Raw genomic sequence first — 21505 nt, 5'->3', positions numbered from 1 at the left:
TCATTTCGACGCAGGAGAAATCTCCACAAGTAGCTCCGTTCCAATTTTTCAATCTTTGTCGAGTTTCTAACGGAGATTTCTCCTGCGTCGAAATGACAAAACTATATGATTAATAATTTAATCAATTAGAACTTTCATTAAAAAAAACAACGCTATGACAAGCAACAATTGCCGCAGTTTCGGTTCTTAAACGCGTATTTCCTAAAGTAACCGGTTGATAATCATTCTCTAAAGCCAATGCAATCTCCTTTTCAGAAAAATCACCTTCAGGACCAATAAGCATCGTAACGCTTTCATTTGGTTTTAATATATCTTTTAATGATTTTTTATCCGTTTCCTCGCAATGGGCTATCAACTGCAAACCTTCATTTTTTTGTTTAATGAATTCCTTAAACGAAATAGCATCGTTTAATTTAGGCAAATACGTTTCGTTAGATTGCTTCATTGCTGAAAGAATAATCTTTTCAAAACGCTCTAAATTAATTACTTTTCGCTCAGAGCGGTCACAAATAATTGGTGTGATTTCCTGAATTCCAATTTCGGTAGCTTTTTCCAGAAACCATTCAAAACGATCGTTCATTTTGGTTGGGGCAACGGCAAGATGCAAACGGAATTTAGGTTCGTCGGTTTTTTTTATCGAAAGTACCTGAACGATACATTTATTGTCAGAAGCCAATGTAATTTGGGTTTCAAACAATAAACCAAAACCATTTGTAACATGTAAAATATCGGAATCTTTCTTGCGTAAAACCTTTATAATATGTCGGCTTTCTTCCTTATCAAAAGAAAAACTTTCAGTGGTTTCGTCAATATCCGGATTGTAAAATAATTGCATAATTAAAATTGAATTCGCGCTTTCGAAACTACTGCTGAAGTTTCGAAACGACTTGATAAATATTTTTGATATCCTACAATTCCTATCATTGCAGCGTTATCGGTTGTGTATTCAAATTTAGGAACAAAGGTTTTCCAACCGTATTTTCCTTCACTTTCTTTTAATCGGGTTCTAATGCCTGAATTTGCCGAAACTCCTCCGCCAATGGCAATTTGTGTAATTCCGGTTTCTTTGACTGCCAATTTCAATTTATCCATCAAAATTTCGATGATCGTATATTGTATAGAGGCACAAATATCATTCAGGTTTTCTTCGATGAAATTTGGGTTTTTAAGTTTTTCCTTTTGGATAAAATATAAAATTGCCGTTTTTAATCCTGAGAAACTAAAATCTAATCCCGGAACTTTTGGTTTGGTAAACGCAAATGCTTTCGGGTTTCCTTCTTTGGCATATTTATCGATCAAGGGGCCGCCAGGGTAGGGAAGTCCAAGAATTTTGGCGCTCTTGTCAAAAGCTTCTCCAACTGCGTCATCAGTGGTTTCGCCAATGATTTCCATATCAAAAAAGCCGTTTACCTTCACGATTTGAGTATGACCACCGCTAATGGTCAAGGCAAGAAACGGAAACTCAGGTTTATCAAAACCTTCTTCATCAATAAAATGAGCTAAAATATGCGCATGCATGTGATTTACAGCAATCAAAGGAATCTTTAATGCCAATGATAATGATTTGCTGAAAGAACTTCCCACAAGCAAAGAACCCATCAAGCCCGGACCCTGCGTAAAAGCAATGGCAGTTAGTTGATCTTTTTGTACATTTGCTTTGCGGAGCGCTGCATCAATTACAGGAACAATATTTTGCTGATGTGCTCTCGAAGCCAATTCGGGAACAACACCACCATATTGGTTGTGAATTAACTGATTGGCCACAACATTTGAGAGTACTTTGTCGTTATGTAAAACCGCGGCAGCAGTATCATCGCATGAACTTTCGATGGCAAGAATAAAAACCTCTGAATTTTGCATATAAAGGCACGAATTTTGAATTATATTTGACAAATCAAATATTTGATTTTCTTTTATTATAAGGAGAAGCCAAAATTAAAGAATTTTTATCAAAAACAGCCGTTCTTTGCCTGTTCAAAATAAATTTAAAAGAAAACTAAAATAAAAGCAGCTATCAAAAAAGTAAAGAAAATAATATCACGAACCCTAATTGGGTTAATTTTACTTTTGTTAGTACTCGCTATCACCTTGGCTTTACCTATCGTTCAGACAAAAATTGCCAAATACGTTACAGAATCTCTAAACACTGATTTTAAAACCGATATTACAGTAGACAGAGTTGCGATCAATATTTTTGGTGGAGTAAAACTCAAGAACGTCTTGATTCGTGATCATCACAAGAAAACTTTAATCTATTCAGATATTATTACAACTGATATTTTAAGTATCAAAAGATTGTTAGATGGTGATTTGATTTTTGGCGATCTGCGCTTGACAGGATTAGTTTTTAATCTGAAAACCTATAAAAACGAGGACGAAAACAATATAAATAAGTTTATTAAATTGTTTGAAACAAGTCCTGAAAGAGCCAAATCGAGTAAACACTTTTTGCTGACAGCCAAAAATGCATACATCTCAAAAGGTGCTTTTTCTGTTATTGATGAAAATAAAACGACACCGGTATTTCTTGATTTTAAAAAACTAAATGCCTATATCAGCGATTTTAAATTATACGGTCCCGATGTAAACACTAATATTCATCGGTTTTCTTTTTTAGATCACCGTGGTTTATATGTGTCTAACTTTGCAGGTAAATTCAGTTATACAAAAAAGCAGATTAAAGTTGAAAATCTGGCTATAAAAACCAAAAGAACCTCGATTTACGGACAAGCGATCTTAAATTATAAAGTGGGAGATTTTCTTCAATTTACAGATAAAGTAAAATTTGATGTTGCACTGGATTCCGCTTCGATTGCTTCAAACGATATTCGTTATTTTTTTGACGGATTGGGTAAAAATCAGCATTTTAAAATAAAAACTAAAATTAAAGGAACTTTAAACGATCTTAATTTAAGACATCTTAATTTAAGTGATACCAATGGTTCTAAAATTAACGGAAACATAAATTTTAAAAACCTTTTGGGTACCAAAGCTCAAAAATTTGCCATGGATGGTAAATTTGATAAATTGGTTTCCAGTTATGATAATTTAGTCGTGATATTGCCGGGTATTTTGGGTAAAAAGCTTCCTAAAGAGCTTAAAAGATTGGGGAAATTTAATATCGTTGGTAAAGCAAAAGTTTCGACAACGGCATTAGAAGCCAACTTTAAAATGGTTACAGATCTGGGTAACGGTCAGGCAGATTTACACATGAATAACATCGATTTTATTGATAAAGCATCTTATTCGGGAAATATTATTTTGGATAATTTTAATGTGGGGGCTTTACTGAATAGAAAAGATATTGGTAAAACAACTTTAAATCTGGACGTTGACGGAGTTGGTTTTACAGAAAAATACCTGAACACTATTGTAAAAGGAGATATATCCAAATTAGATTATAATAAGTATACCTATAATAATATCGTTGTAAATGGTAATTTCAAATTGCCATATTATAAAGGAGAATTATCTGTAAATGATCCTAATTTGAGTTTAACTTTTGATGGATTGGTAGATTTAAGCAAGCGCGAAAGCAAATATGATTTTCATATTAATGTAGAGAATGCTGATCTTCGAAAACTAAAATTCCTAAATGATTCTATTTCCAATTTCCGCGGAGATGCCGTAGTTGAAGTAACAGGAAATTCGATAGAAAATCTTCAGGGAACCGTTTCGATTAGAGATGCCGTTTATCAAAATCCTAAAGCAACTTATACTTTTGATGAAGTAACGGTAAGTTCAAATTTCGACGCCGATAAATTGCGTACCATAACCATTACTTCAGATGATGTGGTAAAAGGGGAGATCGTAGGTAAATTTCAGTTTGGGCAATTAGATAAACTGGTGATGAATTCGGTAGGTAGCTTATATACCAATTACAAACCTTATAAAGTAAAAAAAGGACAGTTTTTACGTTTCAACTTTCATGTCTATGATAAAGTGGTCGAAATGCTGTATCCGGAAATTAATATAGATTCAAGTACTGTCGTACGTGGAAAAATAGATTCTGATTTACAGGAATTTAAATTTAGGTTTAAGTCACAGAAAATTACTGCTGCAAAAAACACCTTCGATAATATCCGTATTAATATTGATAATAAAAATGCGCTTTACAATGCTTATGTAGAGCTGGACAGTATAAAAACGCCTTATTATAAAGTACGTGATTTTAGTTTAATCAACGTTACGGCAAAAGATACCCTTTTTGTTCGATCTGAATTTAAAGGCGGATCAAAAGGAGAAGATTATTTTAATCTGGATTTGTATCACACTATCGATAAAAACAAAAATAATATAGTAGGTATTAAGAAATCCGAGATGAAGTTTAAAGACTATTTATGGTATTTAAACGAAAACGACGACGAGGATAATCAGATTGTATTTGATCAGTTTTTTAAAAACTTTACCATTGATAATATCATTTTATCGCACGAAAATCAGAAAATTGATTTAAACGGAGTCATCAAAGGAAACGATTATAAAGATCTCGTCCTGAATTTTGAAGATGTTGATATTAATAAAATTACGCCATTAACATCCAAATTTGTATTTAATGGTAATTTGAATGGTAACATTAATTATAAACAAAATAAGAATGTGTATCAGCCCACGGCGGCCATTTCTATAGACCATCTTAATTTGAATAAAGTAGATCTGGGGACTTTAAAATTCGATATTTCGGGAGACGAAAGTTTCAAGAAGTTTACCATAAATTCATCCATTCAAAATGGATTTACAGAATCGTTTAGGGCCAACGGAACTTTTGCAATCGAAAACAAAGAGACTTTCCTGGATCTGAATTTAAAACTCGAAGGATTTAATCTGGCGACTTTAGGTACAGTGGGAGGAGATGTTTTATCGAACGTAAGAGGATCTGTTTCAGGAAATGCTGCAGTTGTTGGGAATCTTAAAAAACCGGAGATAAACGGAAGGCTTTACGTAGAAAAAGCCGGAATGACAGTTCCGTATCTTAACACCGATTACGAATTGAGCGACCGAACAGTTATCGACTTAACAGATGAAAAATTCTTATTCAGAAACAATCAGTTAACAGATACCAAGTACGGCACCAAAGGATTGCTGAACGGAAGTATCGAACATCATAATTTTGGTGACTGGAAACTGGATCTTACCATAACCTCAAAACGACTACTGGCGCTTGATACAAAAGATAGTGAAGATGCCGCTTATTTTGGTACAGCTTTTATAAACGGTACAGCAAGTATCAAAGGACCAACAGAAAATCTCTTTATAAAAGTAGATGCTAAGTCCGAAAAAGGAACAGAAGTGAAGATTCCTATAAACAACGCGCAAAGTGTTGGAGAAAGCAGCTGGATACATTTTGTAACGCCAAAAGAAAAATACAACCTAGCCAATGGTATTGTCGAAAAAACGAGAAACTACAATGGTCTTGAGTTAGAATTTGATTTTGATATTACCCCGGATGCCGAAGTAGAAGTAATTCTGGACAGAAATTCCGGTCACGGTATGAAAGGAAAAGGATACGGATCTTTATTATTTAAGATTAATACATTGGGTAAATTTAATATGTGGGGAGATTTCCAGGCATACGAAGGAACTTATAATTTTAAATACGGAGGTTTAATAGATAAAAAATTCGCGGTCAAAAAAGGGGGGTCTATTATATGGGAAGGAAATCCTATGAAAGCCCAGCTGAATCTTGAAGCAGTTTATAAAACATCTGCGAATCCGGCTGTATTATTAGATAACTCATCTTTCAATAAAAAAGTACCGGTAGAAGTTGTCATTGGTTTAAGAGGAGATTTAACAAGTCCTGAACCTAATTTTGACATTCAGTTTCCATCAGTAAGTAATGTTTTGAAATCAGAGATACAGTATAAGTTAGATGATAAAGACGTTCGCCAGACACAGGCTTTGTATTTACTTTCGACAGGATCATTTATGAGTCCGGACGGATTTAATCAAAGTGATTTATCAGGAACATTTGCTGAAACCGCTGCAAGTTTATTAGGCGGGATTATTAAATCAGACAATGATAAGATCAATATCGATTTGAATTTTATATCAGCAGATAAACGAATTGGTCAGGAAGCCGATGGTCAGTTTGTGGCCAATATAACGTCTCAGGTAAACGAAAGAATTACAATAAACGGAAAATTAGGAGTTCCTATAGGCGGTGTAAACGAATCGGCTATTGTGGGTGATATCGAAATATTATACCGCGTGAATGAAGACGGATCTATGAATCTTCGTTTATTCAATAAAGAAAATGATATCAATTATATAGGACAAGGAATTGGATATACACAAGGAGTTGGTATTTCGTATGAAGTAGATTTTGATACTTTTAGCGAACTGGTCAATAAATTATTTAAAAACCATAAACTCGAAAGATCAATAAAAAGTTCATCAGATGATTTGCAGGACTCTTATTTGAATCCGGATTTTGTTAAGTTTTCTAATAAAAAAGATGCTGAAAAGGATAAAAAGAAATCCGATAAAAAAGAAGAGGAGAAACAACCGCAGCCTAAAAATAATAGTGAAGGACTGATTCCTGACAACGATTTTTAATTAATTGTTAAAAATAATCTTAAAAGAAACCATTCGTCGCCGCGAATGGTTTTTTTATGGTAAATTAGGCGCTGATTTATTTTCTTACAAATATAAAATGATGTCGAATTTTTATAACACTTCATTTATGTATTGTTAATTTTAAAGATTTAATTAAAATAGGTGCCTTTTATTATTTTAAATGAAATTTTTACTATCGAAAAACTTATTAACGAAAACGTTTGAATTTAACAAATTTTATTAATTAATGATAAACATCACCTGAAAAGTGCTGAATGTTTGCTAATTTTACACTTTAATACTTAAATAATGCCAAAAACAATAAAAAAAGTTGGTGTTCTTACTTCGGGAGGAGACTCACCAGGAATGAATGCTGCAATACGATCAGTTGTTCGAACATGTGCTTATCATAATATAGAATGCATAGGAATTTATAGAGGGTATCAGGGAATGATCGAAGGAGATTTCAAAGAAATGGGACCTCGTAGCGTAAATAATATTGTAAACAAAGGCGGAACGATCCTGAAATCAGCTCGTTCAGTTGAGTTTAGAACACCGGAAGGTAGAAAAAAAGCCCACGAAAATCTATTGAAAGCCGGAGTTGATGCTCTTGTTGTAATAGGTGGTGACGGAAGTTTTACCGGAGGATTAATTTTCAATTCAGAATATGGTTTTCCTGTAATGGGAATTCCGGGTACAATTGATAATGATATTTTTGGTACAAGCCATACATTAGGTTATGATACTGCCTTAAATACTGTTGTAGATTGTATTGATAAAATTAGAGATACAGCAAGTTCTCATAACCGTCTGTTTTTTGTAGAGGTTATGGGTAGAGATGCAGGTCACATTGCTCTTAATGCAGGTATTGGAGCAGGTGCCGAAGAAATCCTTATTCCTGAAGAAGATTTAGGTTTAGACAGATTACTAGACTCTCTTCAAAAAAGTAAAGCTTCAGGAAAATCATCAAGTATAGTAGTTATTGCTGAAGGTGATAAAATTGGTAAAAACGTATTCGAATTAAAAGATTACGTTGAAGCTAATTTGCCTGAGTATGATGTAAGAGTATCCGTTTTAGGGCATATGCAGCGTGGTGGTTCTCCATCTTGTTTCGACCGTGTTCTTGCAAGCCGTTTAGGTGTAAAAGCAGTAGAGTCTTTAATCGAAGGAAAATCAAATTACATGGTAGGTCTTCAGGCAGATAAAGTTGCCCTGACACCTCTTGAACAAGCAATTAAAGGTAAGTCTGAAATTGATAGAGAATTGTTGAGAGTATCTGATATCATGTCAACATAAAATAAAAGTTTAAAAAGGAAAGAAGTTTATTGTGAGGAAATTAGACTTTAAATTAGTGTAATAAAAACAAAAGCAAAAATTAAGTAAAATGTCAAAAGTAAAATTAGGAATAAACGGATTTGGACGTATCGGAAGAATCGTTTTTAGAGAAACTTTCAATAGAGATAATGTAGAAGTTGTAGCAATCAACGATTTATTAGATGTTGATCACTTGGCTTATTTATTAAAATATGATTCAGTTCACGGTCGTTTCAACGGAACTGTAGAAGTAAAAGAAGGAAAACTTTACGTAAACGGAAGAAATATTCGTATTACTGCTGAAAGAAATCCAGCTGACTTAAAATGGAATGAAGTTGATGTTGACGTAGTTGCTGAATGTACTGGTATCTTCACTACTATCGAAACTGCAAATGAGCACATTAAAGGTGGTGCTAAAAAAGTAATTATTTCTGCTCCTTCTGCAGATGCTCCAATGTTTGTAATGGGAGTAAACCACGAAAGTGCTAAAGCTACTGATTTAGTAGTTTCTAATGCTTCTTGTACTACAAACTGTTTAGCTCCTTTAGCTAAAGTAATTCACGATAATTTCGAAATTGTTGAAGGTTTAATGACAACTGTTCACGCAACAACTTCAACTCAAATGACTGCTGATGGTCCTTCAAGAAAAGACTGGAGAGGTGGACGTGCTGCAAGCATCAACATCATCCCATCTTCTACTGGAGCTGCTAAAGCGGTTGGAAAAGTAATTCCTGCTTTGAATGGAAAATTAACTGGAATGTCTTTCCGTGTTCCTACTGCTGACGTTTCTGTAGTAGATTTAACAGTAAAAGTAGCTAAAGAAACTTCTTATGAAGAAATTATGGCTGTTTTAAAGAAAGCTTCAGAAAATGAATTAAAAGGTATTCTAGGATATACTGAAGATGCAGTTGTTTCTCAAGATTTTATCTCAGACAAAAGAACTTCAATCGTTGATGCTACTGCAGGAATTGGTTTAAATTCAACTTTCTTCAAATTAGTATCTTGGTATGATAATGAGTACGGATACTCAAGCAAATTAATTGATTTATCTGTACACATTGCAGGTTTAAAATAATATTATATATTTTTGTAAAATCCCGTTATTTCAAAGTAACGGGATTTTTCTTATTTTGTTACTTCTTTAATTAATGTAAAAAAAACACTTTTTATTTAGCTAAAGAAAAACTAATCCAAAAACTAAATAAAATGAAATTAATAGTTGATAGTGGATCTACTAAAGCCGATTGGATTGCAATTGATGATAATGGAAAAGTATTATTCACCACACAAACATTAGGATTAAATCCTGAAATTCTTGAAGGTCCTGAAATTATCGAAAGACTAAATGATCGTTTTGATATTTTACAAAATAAAAAAAATGCCACACATTTGTTCTTCTACGGAGCAGGTTGTGGAACTGACAGAATGAAAACAGAGCTTTCGCAAATATTCCAGGAATATTTTGTTAATGCTATTGTAGAAGTTCATGAAGATACATACGCAGCGGTTTATGCAACTACTCCAAAAGGAGAAGAAGCTATCGTGAGTATCTTAGGAACAGGCTCTAACTGCAGTTATTTTGATGGAAAAGTATTGCATCAAAAAGTACAATCATTAGGTTATATTGCTATGGATGATTGTAGCGGAAATGTTTTTGGTAAGGAATTAATCAGAAAGTATTATTTCAATAAAATGCCTAAAGAACTGGCAGTAGAATTTGAAAAAGAATATGATTTAGATCCTGATTTTATCAAAAATAAATTATACAAAGAACCAAATCCAAATGCTTATTTAGCAACTTTTGCTAAGTTTTTAATTAAGCACAAAGACACTGAGTTTTGCAGAAAAATCATCTTTAAAGGGATGAAATCTTTTGTAAAGAACTATATCAAACAGTTTGATAACTGTAAAGAAGTTCCGGTTCATTTTGTAGGTTCTATTGCTTTTTATCTAAAAGACGAATTACAAGAAACATTTGATAAATACGAACTTCAATTAGGTAATGTATTAAGAAGACCTATTGATGGATTGATAGCTTATCATGTTGCTAATCAATAAATAAAAATAAATGATAGAAATTGCTATTATAGCTCACGATGGAAAGAAGGCAGATATGGTTCAGTTTTTAAACAAAAACAAAACACTTCTTCTTAAAGAAAATATTAAGCTGATCGCTACAGGAACTACCGGAAGTAAGGCTGTAAATGCTGGTTTTAAGGTAAAAAGAATGCTTTCAGGGCCAATGGGAGGCGATGCGCAAATTGCAGCGCGTGTAGCCGAAGGTAAAACGCAAATGGTTTTCTTTTTTAAAGATCCTTTAGCGAGCCACGCTCATGAAGTCGATATTAATATGCTTATTCGTGTTTGTGATGTACATAATGTACCTTTAGCAACCAATGAAGCTTCTGCTCAATTGTTACTAAATGCTGTTGCATTGCAATTATAGAATTTTATATCATTAAATATATATTCAAAACCGTTTCATTTACTGAAACGGTTTTTTATTGCCTATAAAATTCATTATAATAATATAATTGATACTGTTTATTGTTGGATTCTTAAATATTTGATTTCCAAGTGATTTGTAATACTTTTACAGCTGTTTTTAATGTAAATTTGATTTATATTTATTACTAAATCATGAAAAAACAAACTGTAATTGCAATAATTGCTCATGATAATAAAAAGGCAGATATGATTCAGTTTTTAATTAAAAACGGAATTGTGCTTCAACATGATAAAGTAAAACTTATTGCAACAGGAATATTGGGTAGAAATGCTGAGAAATCAGGATTTAAAGTAAAAAAGATGTTGCCGTGCTTAATGGGAGGAGACGCTCAGATTGCAGCCAAAGTAGCCGATGGTAAAATTAACGTAGTCTTTATGTTTACGGATCCTTTAGTGACCAATGCGCATGAAGTAGATATTAAGATGCTGGTCAGGATATGTGATGTTCATAATGTGCCGTTGGCAATCAATGAGGCAACGGCACAATTATTTTTAAATGCTATTGTACAGCAATTATAGAAATCTCAACGTTTACATTTTTTGGCAAGCATGCTACCTGAACTGTTTCACGTGCAGGTGCTGTTTTCTCATTAAAATAAGACCCGTAAATAGCGTTTATAGCGGCAAAATTATTCATATCCATAATGAAAATTGTGGCTTTAACTACGTTTTCAAAAGTCATGTTTGCAGCCTCAAGAATGGCAGCAATATTTTTCATTACTTGTGTTGTTTCATCATTTATATTTTCGATAACAAGTTCTCCTGAAGCTGGATTTATGGCAATCTGTCCAGAGGCATAAAGTGTATTTCCTGATAATACAGCCTGATTGTAAGGGCCAATTGGAGCCGGTGCTTTGTCTGTAAAGATGATTTTTTTCATGATAATAGTTTTTAAATACTAAATTGGAGAATTATAATATAATTAGAGATCATGAAATTAAGATTAAATCTTTAAATCCTGTTTCATAAATCTAAAAAGGTTACTTTAAATTAATGATTGTCTATCGGTTAGAAGTGCTTCGTTTGTTCCATTTAATGTCACTAAGCATTCCGGATTTGATTCCGATAAAGAAGTTCCAGTTTGAGTTTACGCCCAGTGGACTCCAGTTAAATGCCATTCTCCAGCTTAATAAATCCCTTTCAAAACGGAATTGCGTAAAAGTAACGCCTTTTTGTACAAAATCATAACCGGTCGAAACTCCGCCTTTCCATTTTGGAGTAATATCCATATTGGCAGATACCATAATAGAGTTTCCTGTAATCTTATTTTCGCGATTTACATTTGAATAGGTCAATGAATAAGCCATTGTCATATCCCATGGTATTTTTGCTTTAAAGAATTCAGTTATTACATCTTCTCCGTCATCTTTTTCATTGGCAAACTGGCTGTTTCGGCTGTCATTCAAGTCGGTATTTGTACCGAATAAATCATCTTTACGACCCCCGTTCCGTTCGCTTTGTGTATTGTCTTTTTCCTTTCCGGTTCCCTTATTAGAAAACGAATAGTTTAAAGTTACGTTGGCACTGGTCATTCTAAATAAACTCCCGCCATTATCAATATTATAAGTGTTAATTCTGGCTCCGCCATTGTCAATCGCATACGGATCTAAAGTCGCACCAAAATTCACATTCATTTTATTGTCAAAAAGTTGTGTTCCACCGCTTACAAGAACAGGTTGCCACGCTAAACTTTCTTTTCCATCCGCATTAAAATTATAACTCGTGCTAAAGTTTAAATTGTTTAGCAGCATAATTTTCTTAGGTTCTGTTTTTGTGCTGTCTCTGTCTCTTACTTTTGCTTCAAAAGTATTGCTTAAAGCAAAAGATACAATATTAGAATTGCTCTTGCCGGGTGCTCCAAAAATACCACCATCAAATCTTGAATAATTCGAAATTCTTCCGGTAGCATCAACAGTATAATTATTATAATACTGATCAAAACTTGGAGTATACGAATAAGTAACAGTTGGACGCATTACGTGACGAATGGATTGAATTCTTTTATCGCTTCCAAAATTAAATGTACCGTAAATCGTAGTTCCTAAATTCGTACTGAAATTATACGTTCTAAAAGCGTCAAAACCATTAACAGTTGTGTTTACAACCTGACCTTTATCCGGATCGTAATTTTTATCAATAGTTTTTGTTACCCATGTTTCCTGATAATTAGTAGAAGCTCCTGCGCTAAAATATTTAAATATTTTAAAGTTGGTACTAATCGGGATACTATGTTGCATTCCTATTTGTGCATCTCTAAACATTTGTGGTTTAAAGAACAATGAATCTGTAGTGGTAATGTTGTTTTTACCGCTTAGATTATATTGTAAGTTGATGTTTTTGATGAAACCTTTTTTAACCCCGTCTTTTCCAACAAACGGATATACACGATCGACACTGGCTTGCAATGTTGGCAATGTCATCTGAATTTGCTCTGTTTGCGTATTTTGCGAATGTGTTGCTGTTAATGAAAAACGTGCTTGTGGAATTGTATTGAAGGTTCTGTTGTAAGAAATCGATGAATTTAAAGTATTATTTAAATTCGAACCTACGTTGGCCTGGTTAATCGATCGCTTAAAATATTTACTACTACCCATATTCACAGAAGCAGAAAAACTAGAATTTGGATTCGATTTTGAGTCTTTTGAATGAGACCACTGAATGTTGTAAATATTTTCTTTACTATAGTCAGGATAGCCTCGTTCACTGTTAATCAGGTTCTCAAAACGAATATTAATATTTCCTCTATACTTGTATCTTGTTGCGTATGCCGACTCAAAACGCATGGCATAACTACCATTGGTATAATAATCTCCCAGAACTGTTAAGTCGTAATTATCGCTTAAAGCAAAATAATAACCCATATTTTGCAATGAGAAACCTCTTGTATTCGAGTCATTATAACTTGGTACGATAATACCGGAAACACTTCTCTCTTTGGTCATTGGGAAAAAAGCAAAAGGCAATACTAGTGGAGTAGGTACGTCTGCAATTACCATTTGAGTGGTACCTACAACAACCTTTTTATTGGGAACGAACTTTACTTTGTTGGTTCTGAAATAGTATTCAGGATCGTCAATGTCTTTTGCAGTGGTAAAACGGGCTCCTTTTAAAAAGTAAACCGAATCGTTTTCTTTTTTGGTAATTGCCGCTTTGATTTTAAATTCTCCCTGTTCAGTTCTTGAATTATAGATTAAAGCTTTTTTTGTTTTAAAATTAAATCGGATAGAATCAGGCTGAACTTCGCTTGGTCCTTGTTTAAAATTGGGATATTGTATCAAAACACCGGCAGAATCTCGTATTCTACCAGCATAAACTTCATCTTTTTCGAGATTTAAAACAATAATACCCGACTTTAGCTCGACATCTTTATAATATAATTCAGCTTCATTATATAAAGTAAGCGTTTTGTTTTTCCTGTCGTACTTAGCATAATCTTTGGCTTTATACTTAGTAACGGCATCTAAAGCGCTCTTTTTAGTTTTAACTGTGTCTAACTTTATGGTATCAGCAATTGGAGCCGGTGTTAGATCTGGAACAACAGTTTTGGGTTTATCTGTTTGTTTTACAGTTGGTAACGGCTTTTTTTTGTTTTTTATCTCTTGCGAATATAAATTACCACATCCTAATGTTAGGAAAAATGATAATAAAACGATATTAAATAAGTTTGTATGCAAAGGTTTAAATGCTATTTTTGTAAAATTATGGCTTGTTTTTTGACATGTCAAACTTACATATAATTTTTTGTCAAAAATAATCAATTGTAAAAATTATAGCAGTTACGTTTTATTAAAATTAACTTTTAGATTTATGAACAGATTTAACAAAATTAAAGTAATATTTACTTTTTTTCTAACGATATTGTCTTTTTGTGCATACAGCCAGTCAAATGTTTTTAAGGTAACACTTGATGCTGGACATGGAGATCATGACTTTGGAGCTGTTTATAGCGGACGGATTGAAAAAAATATTGCTTTGGCTATTGTTTTAAAAGTTGGTAAAATTTTAGAAAGCACGCCCAATGTTAATGTGATTTATACTCGTAAAACAGATGTTTTTATCGATTTGGTCGAAAGAGCCAATATTGCAAACAGAGCAAATTCGAATATTTTTGTCTCAATTCACTGTAATGCCAATAAAAATACGGCTGCAGACGGAACAGAAACATATGTAATGGGTTTAAGTAAACTGGCATCGAATCTTGAGGCTGCGAAAAAAGAGAACTCGGTTATTACCTTAGAGAAAGATTATAAACGTAAATACGAAGGTTATGATCCCAATTCTCCGGAATCTATGATTGGATTGACTTTAATGCAGGAAGAATATCAGGACAATAGTATTTCACTGGCCAGTAAAATTGAAGATAATTTTGAAAAACTGGGAAAAAAACTAAGACAGGGAGGAGTAAAGCAGGCACCATTTATGGTACTTCATAAAGCGTATATGCCAAGGGTTTTAGTAGAAACCGGATTTATCTCTAATCCTACTGAAGGAAATATTTTAAATTCTGAAGAAGGGCAAAACGACATTGCAAAAGCTATTGCCGAAGCAATTTTGAGTTATAAAAGAGAATATTTTGGTTCCGGGTCTAATGAATCAAACGATGCGCGACCAGTAAGAGATACTACTCCGGTAAAAGCAAAGGTGGTTGAAGCTCCTGTGGCTGCTAAGAATACTCCAAAAGGAACATTCTTTAAAGTACAGCTTATTGCAAGCATTAAAAAAACACCTTTAGAACCTAAAAATTTTAAAGGACTAAAAAATGTAACAATGATATACGAAAATAATATTTATAAATATTTTTACCAGGAAACTTCAGATTATACAGCTGCAAAAAAATATTTAGAAGAAGCTAAGGATAAAGGATATGGGGCTTCTTTTTTAGTTGCAACTAAAGACGGAGAAAAGATCAGTATTCAAGACGCTATTAAATAATAGCCTCTAGTTCGAATATTTATACTAATTTTGTACAAACACTAAGAATTTTGAAACTAACAAGAGAAATTAAAACGGCTATTTTAGTCATCGCGTCAATTTTATTATTTATCTGGGGCTACAGCTTTTTAAAAGGTAAAGACCTTTTTACAAATTACAAAACATTATATGTAGAGTATAATAATGTTGAGGATTTGTCACCATCAGCACCCGTTACCATAAATGGACTTTCAATTGGTAAAGTAAGTAAAATTACAATAAACGAAGTAACTGGCAAATTGCTGGTTGAACTTCAGTTAAAAACAGATTTTCCAATCTCAAAAACAAGTAGAGCTGCTTTGTATTCTCCAAGTTTAATTGGTGGAAAACAAATTAAGATTTTACCTAATCTGGCTGATAAAGATCCTGCTGAAGAAGGGCAAACGCTTTCATCTACAGTAGAATTAGGTTTAACAGAATCTCTGGGAGGTAAAATCGAACCAATTCAGCAAAAATTAGATTTAATGCTTCTTAATATTAATACTCTGGTTTCCGGGTTAAATAATGTATTGGATAAAAAAGGGCAGGAAGATCTAAAAAAATCATTGGCAGAATTAAGTCAGACAATGGAGCAATTTCATAAAGCTTCAGGAACTTTGAATACTATTTTAGATACTAACAAAGGTCAGATTAATGGAGTGGTGACAAACTTTAATAAAATGTCGAACAACTTCAATAAGATATCTGATTCTTTAAATAAAGCTGATTTAGGAAAAACAGTTAGAAACCTAAACCAGACTTTGGCTAAAGTAGATGGTATTATGAGTAACTTAAACTCAGGAAAAGGTACAGCAGGTAAATTATTGAATGATGATGCTTTGTATAACAACTTGTCTAAAACTTCAAAAGAGTTAGAATTGTTATTGCAGGATGTTCGTTTGTACCCAACTCGTTATGTAAATGTTTCTCTTTTTGGAAAGAAAAATAAGCCTTACGTAGCTCCTGCAGAAGATGCAAATTCAACCGATAAAAAATAATAAGGAATGGGATATTTAGACAATATTTTATTTGCTATACTTTTAATAGCTGGTTTTGGCTTTTTTGCTTCAAGTGTAAAAAAGATTATCCGAAACATTAACTTAGGAGTTGATGTAGATCGTAAAGATAATCCAAAGGCACGTTGGGCAAATATGGCGATGATTGCTTTAGGGCAGTCAAAAATGGTGAAACGACCTGTTGCCGGAGTATTGCATATTGTTGTTTATGTAGGTTTCGTTATTATTAATATCGAGTTGCTCGAAATCATCATTGATGGTTTATTTGGGACACATAGAGTTTTTGCACCTTATTTAGGTGTGGTTTATGATGTTCTTATTGCTGCGTTTGAGATATTGGCATTTTTGGTTCTGGTTGCAGTTATTGTATTCTGGATCAGAAGAAATATAATTAAATTAAAACGTTTTCTAAATCCGGATTTAAATGGTTTTCCAAAAAGTGATGCCAATTACATTTTGTATTTCGAGACTGTTTTGATGATTTTATTTTTATTAATGAATGCTTCTGATTTGCATTTGCAAAATGTTCCGGGAGGATTTTCGCATTTTCATAAAGCAGGAAGTTTTCCAATAAGTCAGTTTATTGCGCCAATGTTTAACGGAGTTTCAAACGAATTGGTTGGATTGTTGTTTGAAGTTTTTTGGTGGTTGCATATCGCAGGTATTTTGGTTTTTATGAACTATCTATACTTCTCAAAACATTTACATATTCTTTTAGCTTTTCCAAACACTTATTTTGCAAACCTGAAACCACAAGGTCAGTTTGATAATTTGGCATCAGTTACCAAAGAAGTAAAATTAATGATGGATCCAAACGCAGATCCGTTTGCGGCTGCTCCGGTAGATGAAAATGCTGCACCAAGTAAATTTGGAGCAAGTGATGTTCAGGATTTAAATTGGGTTCAGTTATTAAACGCATATACTTGTACAGAATGTGGTCGTTGTACATCAGCTTGTCCGGCGAATCAAACAGGTAAAAAATTATCTCCTCGTAAAATTATGATGGACACAAGAGACCGTTTGCAGGAAGTAGGAAAAAATATTGATGCCAATAAAGGTGTTTTTGTTCCGGATAATAAAACATTATTAAACGATTATATTACTCCTGAAGAATTATGGGCGTGTACCTCATGTAATGCTTGTGTAGAGGAATGTCCGGTAAATATTAGTCCGTTGTCTATTATTATGGATATGCGTCGTTATTTGGTAATGGAGCAAAGTGCTGCGCCAATGTCATTGAATGCGATGATGACTAATATTGAAAACAATGGTGCGCCTTGGCAATACAATCAACAAGACAGATTGAATTGGAAAAACGAGAATTAAAATTGTAGTTTAATCGGTTAATCGTTAATTCGTTTAATTGATAGAATAAAATAATTTTTCGGTTTTAGTGAAGTTTGAATATTCGTTTTACAACGATTAACCAAATTAACGATTAGCCGATTAAACAAATAAGAAGATGTCAGAAAGTTTAGTAGTACCAACAATGGCAGAAATGCTGGCCGAAGGAAAACAACCAGAAGTTTTGTTTTGGGTAGGTTGTGCGGGAAGTTTTGATGATAGAGCAAAAAAAATTACAAAGGCATTTGTACGAATCTTAAATCGTACTAATGTTTCTTTTGCTGTTCTGGGTACAGAAGAGAGTTGTACCGGAGATCCGGCAAAACGTGCCGGAAATGAATTTTTGTTTCAGATGCAGGCCATGATGAATATCGAGGTTCTAAATGCTTATGAGGCTAAAAAGATTGTTACGGCTTGTCCGCATTGTTTTAATACTTTAAAAAATGAATACCCTGAATTAGGTGGTCAATACGATGTAGTGCATCATACGGAGTTTTTAAAGTCGTTAATGGATGACGGAAGATTAACTGTTGAAGGAGGTCAGTTTAAGGGGAAAAAAATCACTTTTCACGATCCTTGTTATTTAGGAAGAGCCAATAAAGTTTATGAAGCACCAAGGGATTTAATCGAAAAACTTGATGTGGAACTGGTCGAAATGAAACGTTCGAAAGCGAATGGTTTATGCTGTGGAGCGGGTGGAGCACAAATGTTTAAAGATGCTGAACCGGGAAACAAAGAAGTAAACGTATTACGTACAGAAGATGCTCTGGAAGTAAAACCGGATATTATTGCAGCAGGTTGTCCGTTTTGCAATACAATGTTAACTGATGGTATTAAACATCAGGAGAAAGAAGGACAGGTTAAAGTAATGGATATCGCGGAGTTAATTGCGAATGCGCAAGATCTTTAAGTAAGGTTCTGAGGTGCTAAGTTACTAAGGTTCTCAGTTTTTTAACTTGAAACCTTAAACTTGAAACTACTTTTGAATCTAAAATCAACAATCTAAAATCTAAAATTAAAATGTATATACCTTTTGAAGATTTACCTGGTGAGTCCAGAATCTGGATTTACCAATCGAACAGAAAATTTTCTGAGGAAGAATTTTCTGAAATAGAAACTGACCTGAAAACTTTCGTTGAAGGCTGGGCAGCACACGGAACAAGTTTAGAAGCTTCGTACCAACTAAAATACAATCGATTCATTATTTTGGCTGTAAATCAGGATGTGCAGGCTGCTACAGGGTGCTCTATAGATAGTTCTGTAGAGTTTATTCAGAGTTTAGAGAAAAAATATAACGTTGATTTATTAGATAAAATGAACGTGACTTTTAAAAATGGTGAACATATTGCTCATAAAACATTAATCGATTTTAAGAAAATGGTTAAAGATAAATCGGTTTCTGAGAATACGATTGTTTTTAATAATCTTGTAAATAATATCGAAGAATACAATGAATCATGGGAAGTTCCTGCTGCCGATAGCTGGCATAGCAGATTTTTTTAAAAGAGATTTGTAATATATTTGAAAGGCATAAAACTTGGGTTTTGTGCCTTTTTTTTGTGGAGTTAATTGGGTTTGGTTTTAGTTTTGTCATTCTGAGGAACGAAGAATCACACAAGTAATTTCCGTTCCTAAAAGCTCCAATTGTTATAACGTTTCGAGTGTGATTCTTCGTTCCTTGGAATTGACAAAAAAAATGTAAACACAATACAAAAAAGGTCCTCATAAAAAACTAAACCTTTAATCTAGCCCCGATGGAAGTGGTATCCTTTTATGTGGTCCCGAAGCCTCGGGACACCATAAAAGATATAGCGGACAGCGGGACGAGTGGTCTTTTGGAAAATGCATCTTCTGCTCCTGAATAGAATCATGAAATATAAATTATGTATTAAAAGTTCTTCGACTTCGCTTAGGATGACAGAGATAATATTGAAGTAATTGTCAGGTACCGAAGCTTTGCAACTAACAGTCTAATACTCTGATAGATCTAATCTTCACAAAAATCTAACAATCTAAATCTTCGATTAAATGCTATTTTTGAGTACTTTCGTAGTATTAAATTTAATACATGAAAATAGCTATAGTTTGTTATCCGACATTTGGCGGTAGTGGCGTAGTTGCTACAGAATTGGGTCTTGAATTAGCCAGACGCGGACACGAAATCCATTTTATTACTTATAGTCAGCCGGTTAGGTTGGCACTTTTGAATCCTAATGTTCATTATCACGAAGTAAACGTTCCTGAATATCCTCTTTTTCATTATCAGCCTTATGAATTGGCTTTATCGAGCAAATTGGTTGATATGGTGAAATTATATAAGATTGAAGTTTTGCACGTGCATTATGCTATTCCTCACGCTTATGCGGGGTATATGGCGAAGCAAATGCTGAAGAATGAAGGAATTAATCTGCCAATGATTACAACGCTTCACGGAACTGATATTACACTGGTTGGAAATCACCCGTTTTATAAACCGGCAGTGACATTTAGTATCAATAAATCTGATTATGTGACGTCTGTTTCTCAGAGTTTGAAAGATGATACTTTGAAGTTGTTTAAAATCAAGAATAAAATTAAGGTGATTCCGAATTTTATTGAGTTGGATAAGATGAAAAAAGATCCGCTTGCACCTTGTCACCGATCTGTAATGGCGAAGGAAAATGAGCGCATCATTACCCATATTAGTAACTTTAGAAAGGTAAAACGTATTCCGGATATTATTAAAATTTTCTATAATATCCAGAAAGAAATGCCTGCTAAACTGATGATGGTAGGTGATGGTCCTGAAAAAGAAAAAGCGGAAGTTTTGTGTATGGAACTGGGAATTTACGATAAGGTAATTTTCTTTGGAAACAGTAATGAAATCGATAAGATTTTATGTCTGACGGATTTGTTTTTACTTCCGTCAGAAACAGAAAGTTTTGGTTTGGCAGCTTTAGAGGCTATGGCTTGCGGAGTTCCGGTGATTTCAAGCAATTCAGGAGGTTTGCCAGAGGTTAATTTTGATGGTATTTCGGGATATTTGAGTAATGTTGGTAATGTCGAAGAAATGGCGGCAAATGCAATTAAAATTCTAAAAGACGATAAAACACTGAATGAATTTAAAGCAAATGCTTTGGAAGTTGCTAAAAAATTCGACATCAAAAATATATTGCCTAAGTATGAAGCTTTGTACCAAAGGGCTATTGATGATTACAAACATGAGAAGAACTAATTTTAAAAAAGCGTAAATGAGAAAAGTAATTTCGGTTTTAATAGTTTTTGTTTTGGTTTCCTGTGGGGCGAAAAAAACATCAGATTCGGGTTCGAAAGTGTTGTATGAAGTTTTGACGGAACAATCTGACGGCGGCGGAAATATTAAGTTTTTTGAAATTTTGACAGAACCTAATGAAATCAAAATGTTGGAAAACGATCCGCTTTTGAAGGATAAAATGAAACAGGATGATATTAGTAATTCGAATTACATTATTCTAAACATGGGCGAAAAGAATACAGGCGGTTATTCTATTGGAGTTGAAAAAGTGGAAGAAACGGATAAGAATATTATCATTACAATAAAAGAAAACAGCCCTGCTCCGGACGCTATGGTTATGCAGGTAATTACTTATCCTTATACGGTGGTAAAAGTGCATTCGAAAAAAGAGATTATTATTAAATAAGGTATTTTGTAAGGCTTAGCGATGAATTTAACCGCGAAGCACGCAAGGTTTTTATACATTCGATTTTGTAAAATAAACGCAAAAGTTCGCAAAGCTAACAATAGAAAGCTTTGCGAACTTTGCGTTTTCTAGGCATACATTATATAAAAACTTTGCTCC

General features: G+C 33.5%; 17 protein-coding genes. 13 read left to right on the top strand and 4 right to left on the bottom strand.

Annotated features, from left to right (window positions below; translation table 11 throughout):
• Positions 1-121: 121 nt before the first annotated feature.
• Both LNP81_RS23280 and tsaD read right to left on the bottom strand, forming a co-directional pair.
• Positions 122-835 (bottom strand): 16S rRNA (uracil(1498)-N(3))-methyltransferase, encoded by a 714-nt coding sequence (locus tag LNP81_RS23280; protein WP_230039655.1) that lies wholly within the window; start codon positions 833-835, stop codon positions 122-124.
• Positions 836-837: 2 nt separating this feature from the next.
• The gene (gene tsaD, locus LNP81_RS23275; protein WP_230039654.1) at positions 838-1860 is read right to left on the bottom strand and encodes a tRNA (adenosine(37)-N6)-threonylcarbamoyltransferase complex transferase subunit TsaD; all 1023 of its coding nucleotides are present in this window, start codon (positions 1858-1860) and stop codon (positions 838-840) included.
• A gap of 207 nt (positions 1861-2067) precedes the next feature.
• Here tsaD and LNP81_RS23270 point away from each other — a divergent pair, with 207 nt between their 5' ends.
• The 6 genes from LNP81_RS23270 (at position 2068) to LNP81_RS23245 (ending at position 10896) form a co-directional block, all read left to right on the top strand.
• The gene (locus tag LNP81_RS23270) at positions 2068-6555 is read left to right on the top strand and encodes a translocation/assembly module TamB domain-containing protein (protein ID WP_230039653.1); all 4488 of its coding nucleotides are present in this window, start codon (positions 2068-2070) and stop codon (positions 6553-6555) included.
• Positions 6556-6864: 309 nt separating this feature from the next.
• Positions 6865-7851, top strand: a complete 987-nt coding sequence (gene pfkA, locus LNP81_RS23265) for a 6-phosphofructokinase (protein ID WP_055096466.1) — start codon at positions 6865-6867, stop codon at positions 7849-7851.
• A gap of 88 nt (positions 7852-7939) precedes the next feature.
• Complete coding sequence (gene gap / locus LNP81_RS23260; RefSeq protein ID WP_065450328.1) at positions 7940-8944, top strand: type I glyceraldehyde-3-phosphate dehydrogenase; 1005 nt, start codon at positions 7940-7942, stop codon at positions 8942-8944.
• Positions 8945-9075: 131 nt separating this feature from the next.
• Positions 9076-9927, top strand: coding sequence for an N-acetylglucosamine kinase (locus tag LNP81_RS23255; protein ID WP_230039652.1), 852 nt, complete (start codon positions 9076-9078; stop codon positions 9925-9927).
• 13 nt (positions 9928-9940) lie between these two features.
• Positions 9941-10315 (top strand): methylglyoxal synthase, encoded by a 375-nt coding sequence (locus LNP81_RS23250; protein ID WP_041518369.1) that lies wholly within the window; start codon positions 9941-9943, stop codon positions 10313-10315.
• 194 nt (positions 10316-10509) lie between these two features.
• Entirely contained in the window at positions 10510-10896 is a 387-nt protein-coding gene (locus tag LNP81_RS23245; protein WP_230039651.1) for a methylglyoxal synthase, read from the top strand.
• Here the strand turns inward: LNP81_RS23245 and LNP81_RS23240 are convergent.
• Together LNP81_RS23240 and LNP81_RS23235 are read right to left on the bottom strand one after the other, a co-directional pair.
• On the bottom strand, positions 10877-11257 hold the full coding sequence (locus tag LNP81_RS23240; RefSeq protein WP_230039650.1) for a RidA family protein: 381 nt from the start codon (positions 11255-11257) through the stop codon (positions 10877-10879). The two genes, LNP81_RS23245 and LNP81_RS23240, sit on opposite strands and share 20 nt — an antisense overlap.
• Positions 11258-11378: 121 nt before the next feature.
• Complete coding sequence (locus tag LNP81_RS23235) at positions 11379-14102, bottom strand: putative LPS assembly protein LptD (RefSeq protein ID WP_428979535.1); 2724 nt, start codon at positions 14100-14102, stop codon at positions 11379-11381.
• Positions 14103-14184: 82 nt separating this feature from the next.
• On the opposite strand from LNP81_RS23235, the gene LNP81_RS23230 reads away from it, so the two are divergent.
• The 7 genes from LNP81_RS23230 to LNP81_RS23200 all read left to right on the top strand — a co-directional run bounded on the left by LNP81_RS23230 (position 14185) and on the right by LNP81_RS23200 (position 21346).
• Complete coding sequence (locus LNP81_RS23230; RefSeq protein WP_230039648.1) at positions 14185-15309, top strand: N-acetylmuramoyl-L-alanine amidase family protein; 1125 nt, start codon at positions 14185-14187, stop codon at positions 15307-15309.
• A 50-nt stretch (positions 15310-15359) separates the two neighbouring features.
• Complete coding sequence (locus LNP81_RS23225) at positions 15360-16325, top strand: MlaD family protein (RefSeq protein WP_230039647.1); 966 nt, start codon at positions 15360-15362, stop codon at positions 16323-16325.
• A gap of 6 nt (positions 16326-16331) precedes the next feature.
• Positions 16332-17669, top strand: coding sequence for a 4Fe-4S dicluster domain-containing protein (locus LNP81_RS23220; RefSeq protein WP_230039646.1), 1338 nt, complete (start codon positions 16332-16334; stop codon positions 17667-17669).
• A 136-nt stretch (positions 17670-17805) separates the two neighbouring features.
• Positions 17806-18597: a (Fe-S)-binding protein gene (locus LNP81_RS23215; RefSeq protein WP_230039645.1), complete on the top strand. Its 792-nt coding sequence runs from the start codon at positions 17806-17808 to the stop codon at positions 18595-18597.
• 110 nt (positions 18598-18707) lie between these two features.
• A complete protein-coding gene (locus tag LNP81_RS23210; RefSeq protein WP_230039644.1) occupies positions 18708-19190 on the top strand; it encodes an ABC transporter ATPase in 483 nt (160 codons plus the stop codon).
• Positions 19191-19755: 565 nt separating this feature from the next.
• Positions 19756-20901 carry an N-acetyl-alpha-D-glucosaminyl L-malate synthase BshA gene (bshA, locus tag LNP81_RS23205; protein ID WP_230039643.1) on the top strand — a complete coding sequence of 382 codons (1146 nt, stop codon included), beginning with the start codon at positions 19756-19758 and terminating at the stop codon, positions 20899-20901.
• Positions 20902-20917: 16 nt separating this feature from the next.
• Positions 20918-21346, top strand: coding sequence for a protease complex subunit PrcB family protein (locus tag LNP81_RS23200; RefSeq protein WP_230039642.1), 429 nt, complete (start codon positions 20918-20920; stop codon positions 21344-21346).
• The last annotated feature ends 159 nt before the right edge of the window (positions 21347-21505 follow it).

The sequence above is a fragment of the Flavobacterium piscisymbiosum genome, assembly GCF_020905295.1.
Taxonomy (GTDB): Bacteria; Bacteroidota; Bacteroidia; order Flavobacteriales; family Flavobacteriaceae; genus Flavobacterium; species Flavobacterium piscisymbiosum.
Note: the sequence above shows the minus strand (reverse complement) of the source record. Positions and strands in the feature narration are given on the sequence as shown.

Coding starts and splice junctions, on each gene's coding strand:
- LNP81_RS23280 (WP_230039655.1), bottom strand. CDS start 835: ATGCAATTATTTTACAATCCGGATATTGACGAAACCACTGAAAGTTTT.
- tsaD (WP_230039654.1), bottom strand. CDS start 1,860: ATGCAAAATTCAGAGGTTTTTATTCTTGCCATCGAAAGTTCATGCGAT.
- pfkA (WP_055096466.1), top strand. CDS start 6,865: ATGCCAAAAACAATAAAAAAAGTTGGTGTTCTTACTTCGGGAGGAGAC.
- gap (WP_065450328.1), top strand. CDS start 7,940: ATGTCAAAAGTAAAATTAGGAATAAACGGATTTGGACGTATCGGAAGA.
- LNP81_RS23255 (WP_230039652.1), top strand. CDS start 9,076: ATGAAATTAATAGTTGATAGTGGATCTACTAAAGCCGATTGGATTGCA.
- LNP81_RS23245 (WP_230039651.1), top strand. CDS start 10,510: ATGAAAAAACAAACTGTAATTGCAATAATTGCTCATGATAATAAAAAG.
- LNP81_RS23240 (WP_230039650.1), bottom strand. CDS start 11,257: ATGAAAAAAATCATCTTTACAGACAAAGCACCGGCTCCAATTGGCCCT.
- LNP81_RS23230 (WP_230039648.1), top strand. CDS start 14,185: ATGAACAGATTTAACAAAATTAAAGTAATATTTACTTTTTTTCTAACG.
- LNP81_RS23220 (WP_230039646.1), top strand. CDS start 16,332: ATGGGATATTTAGACAATATTTTATTTGCTATACTTTTAATAGCTGGT.
- LNP81_RS23215 (WP_230039645.1), top strand. CDS start 17,806: ATGTCAGAAAGTTTAGTAGTACCAACAATGGCAGAAATGCTGGCCGAA.
- LNP81_RS23210 (WP_230039644.1), top strand. CDS start 18,708: ATGTATATACCTTTTGAAGATTTACCTGGTGAGTCCAGAATCTGGATT.
- bshA (WP_230039643.1), top strand. CDS start 19,756: ATGAAAATAGCTATAGTTTGTTATCCGACATTTGGCGGTAGTGGCGTA.
- LNP81_RS23200 (WP_230039642.1), top strand. CDS start 20,918: ATGAGAAAAGTAATTTCGGTTTTAATAGTTTTTGTTTTGGTTTCCTGT.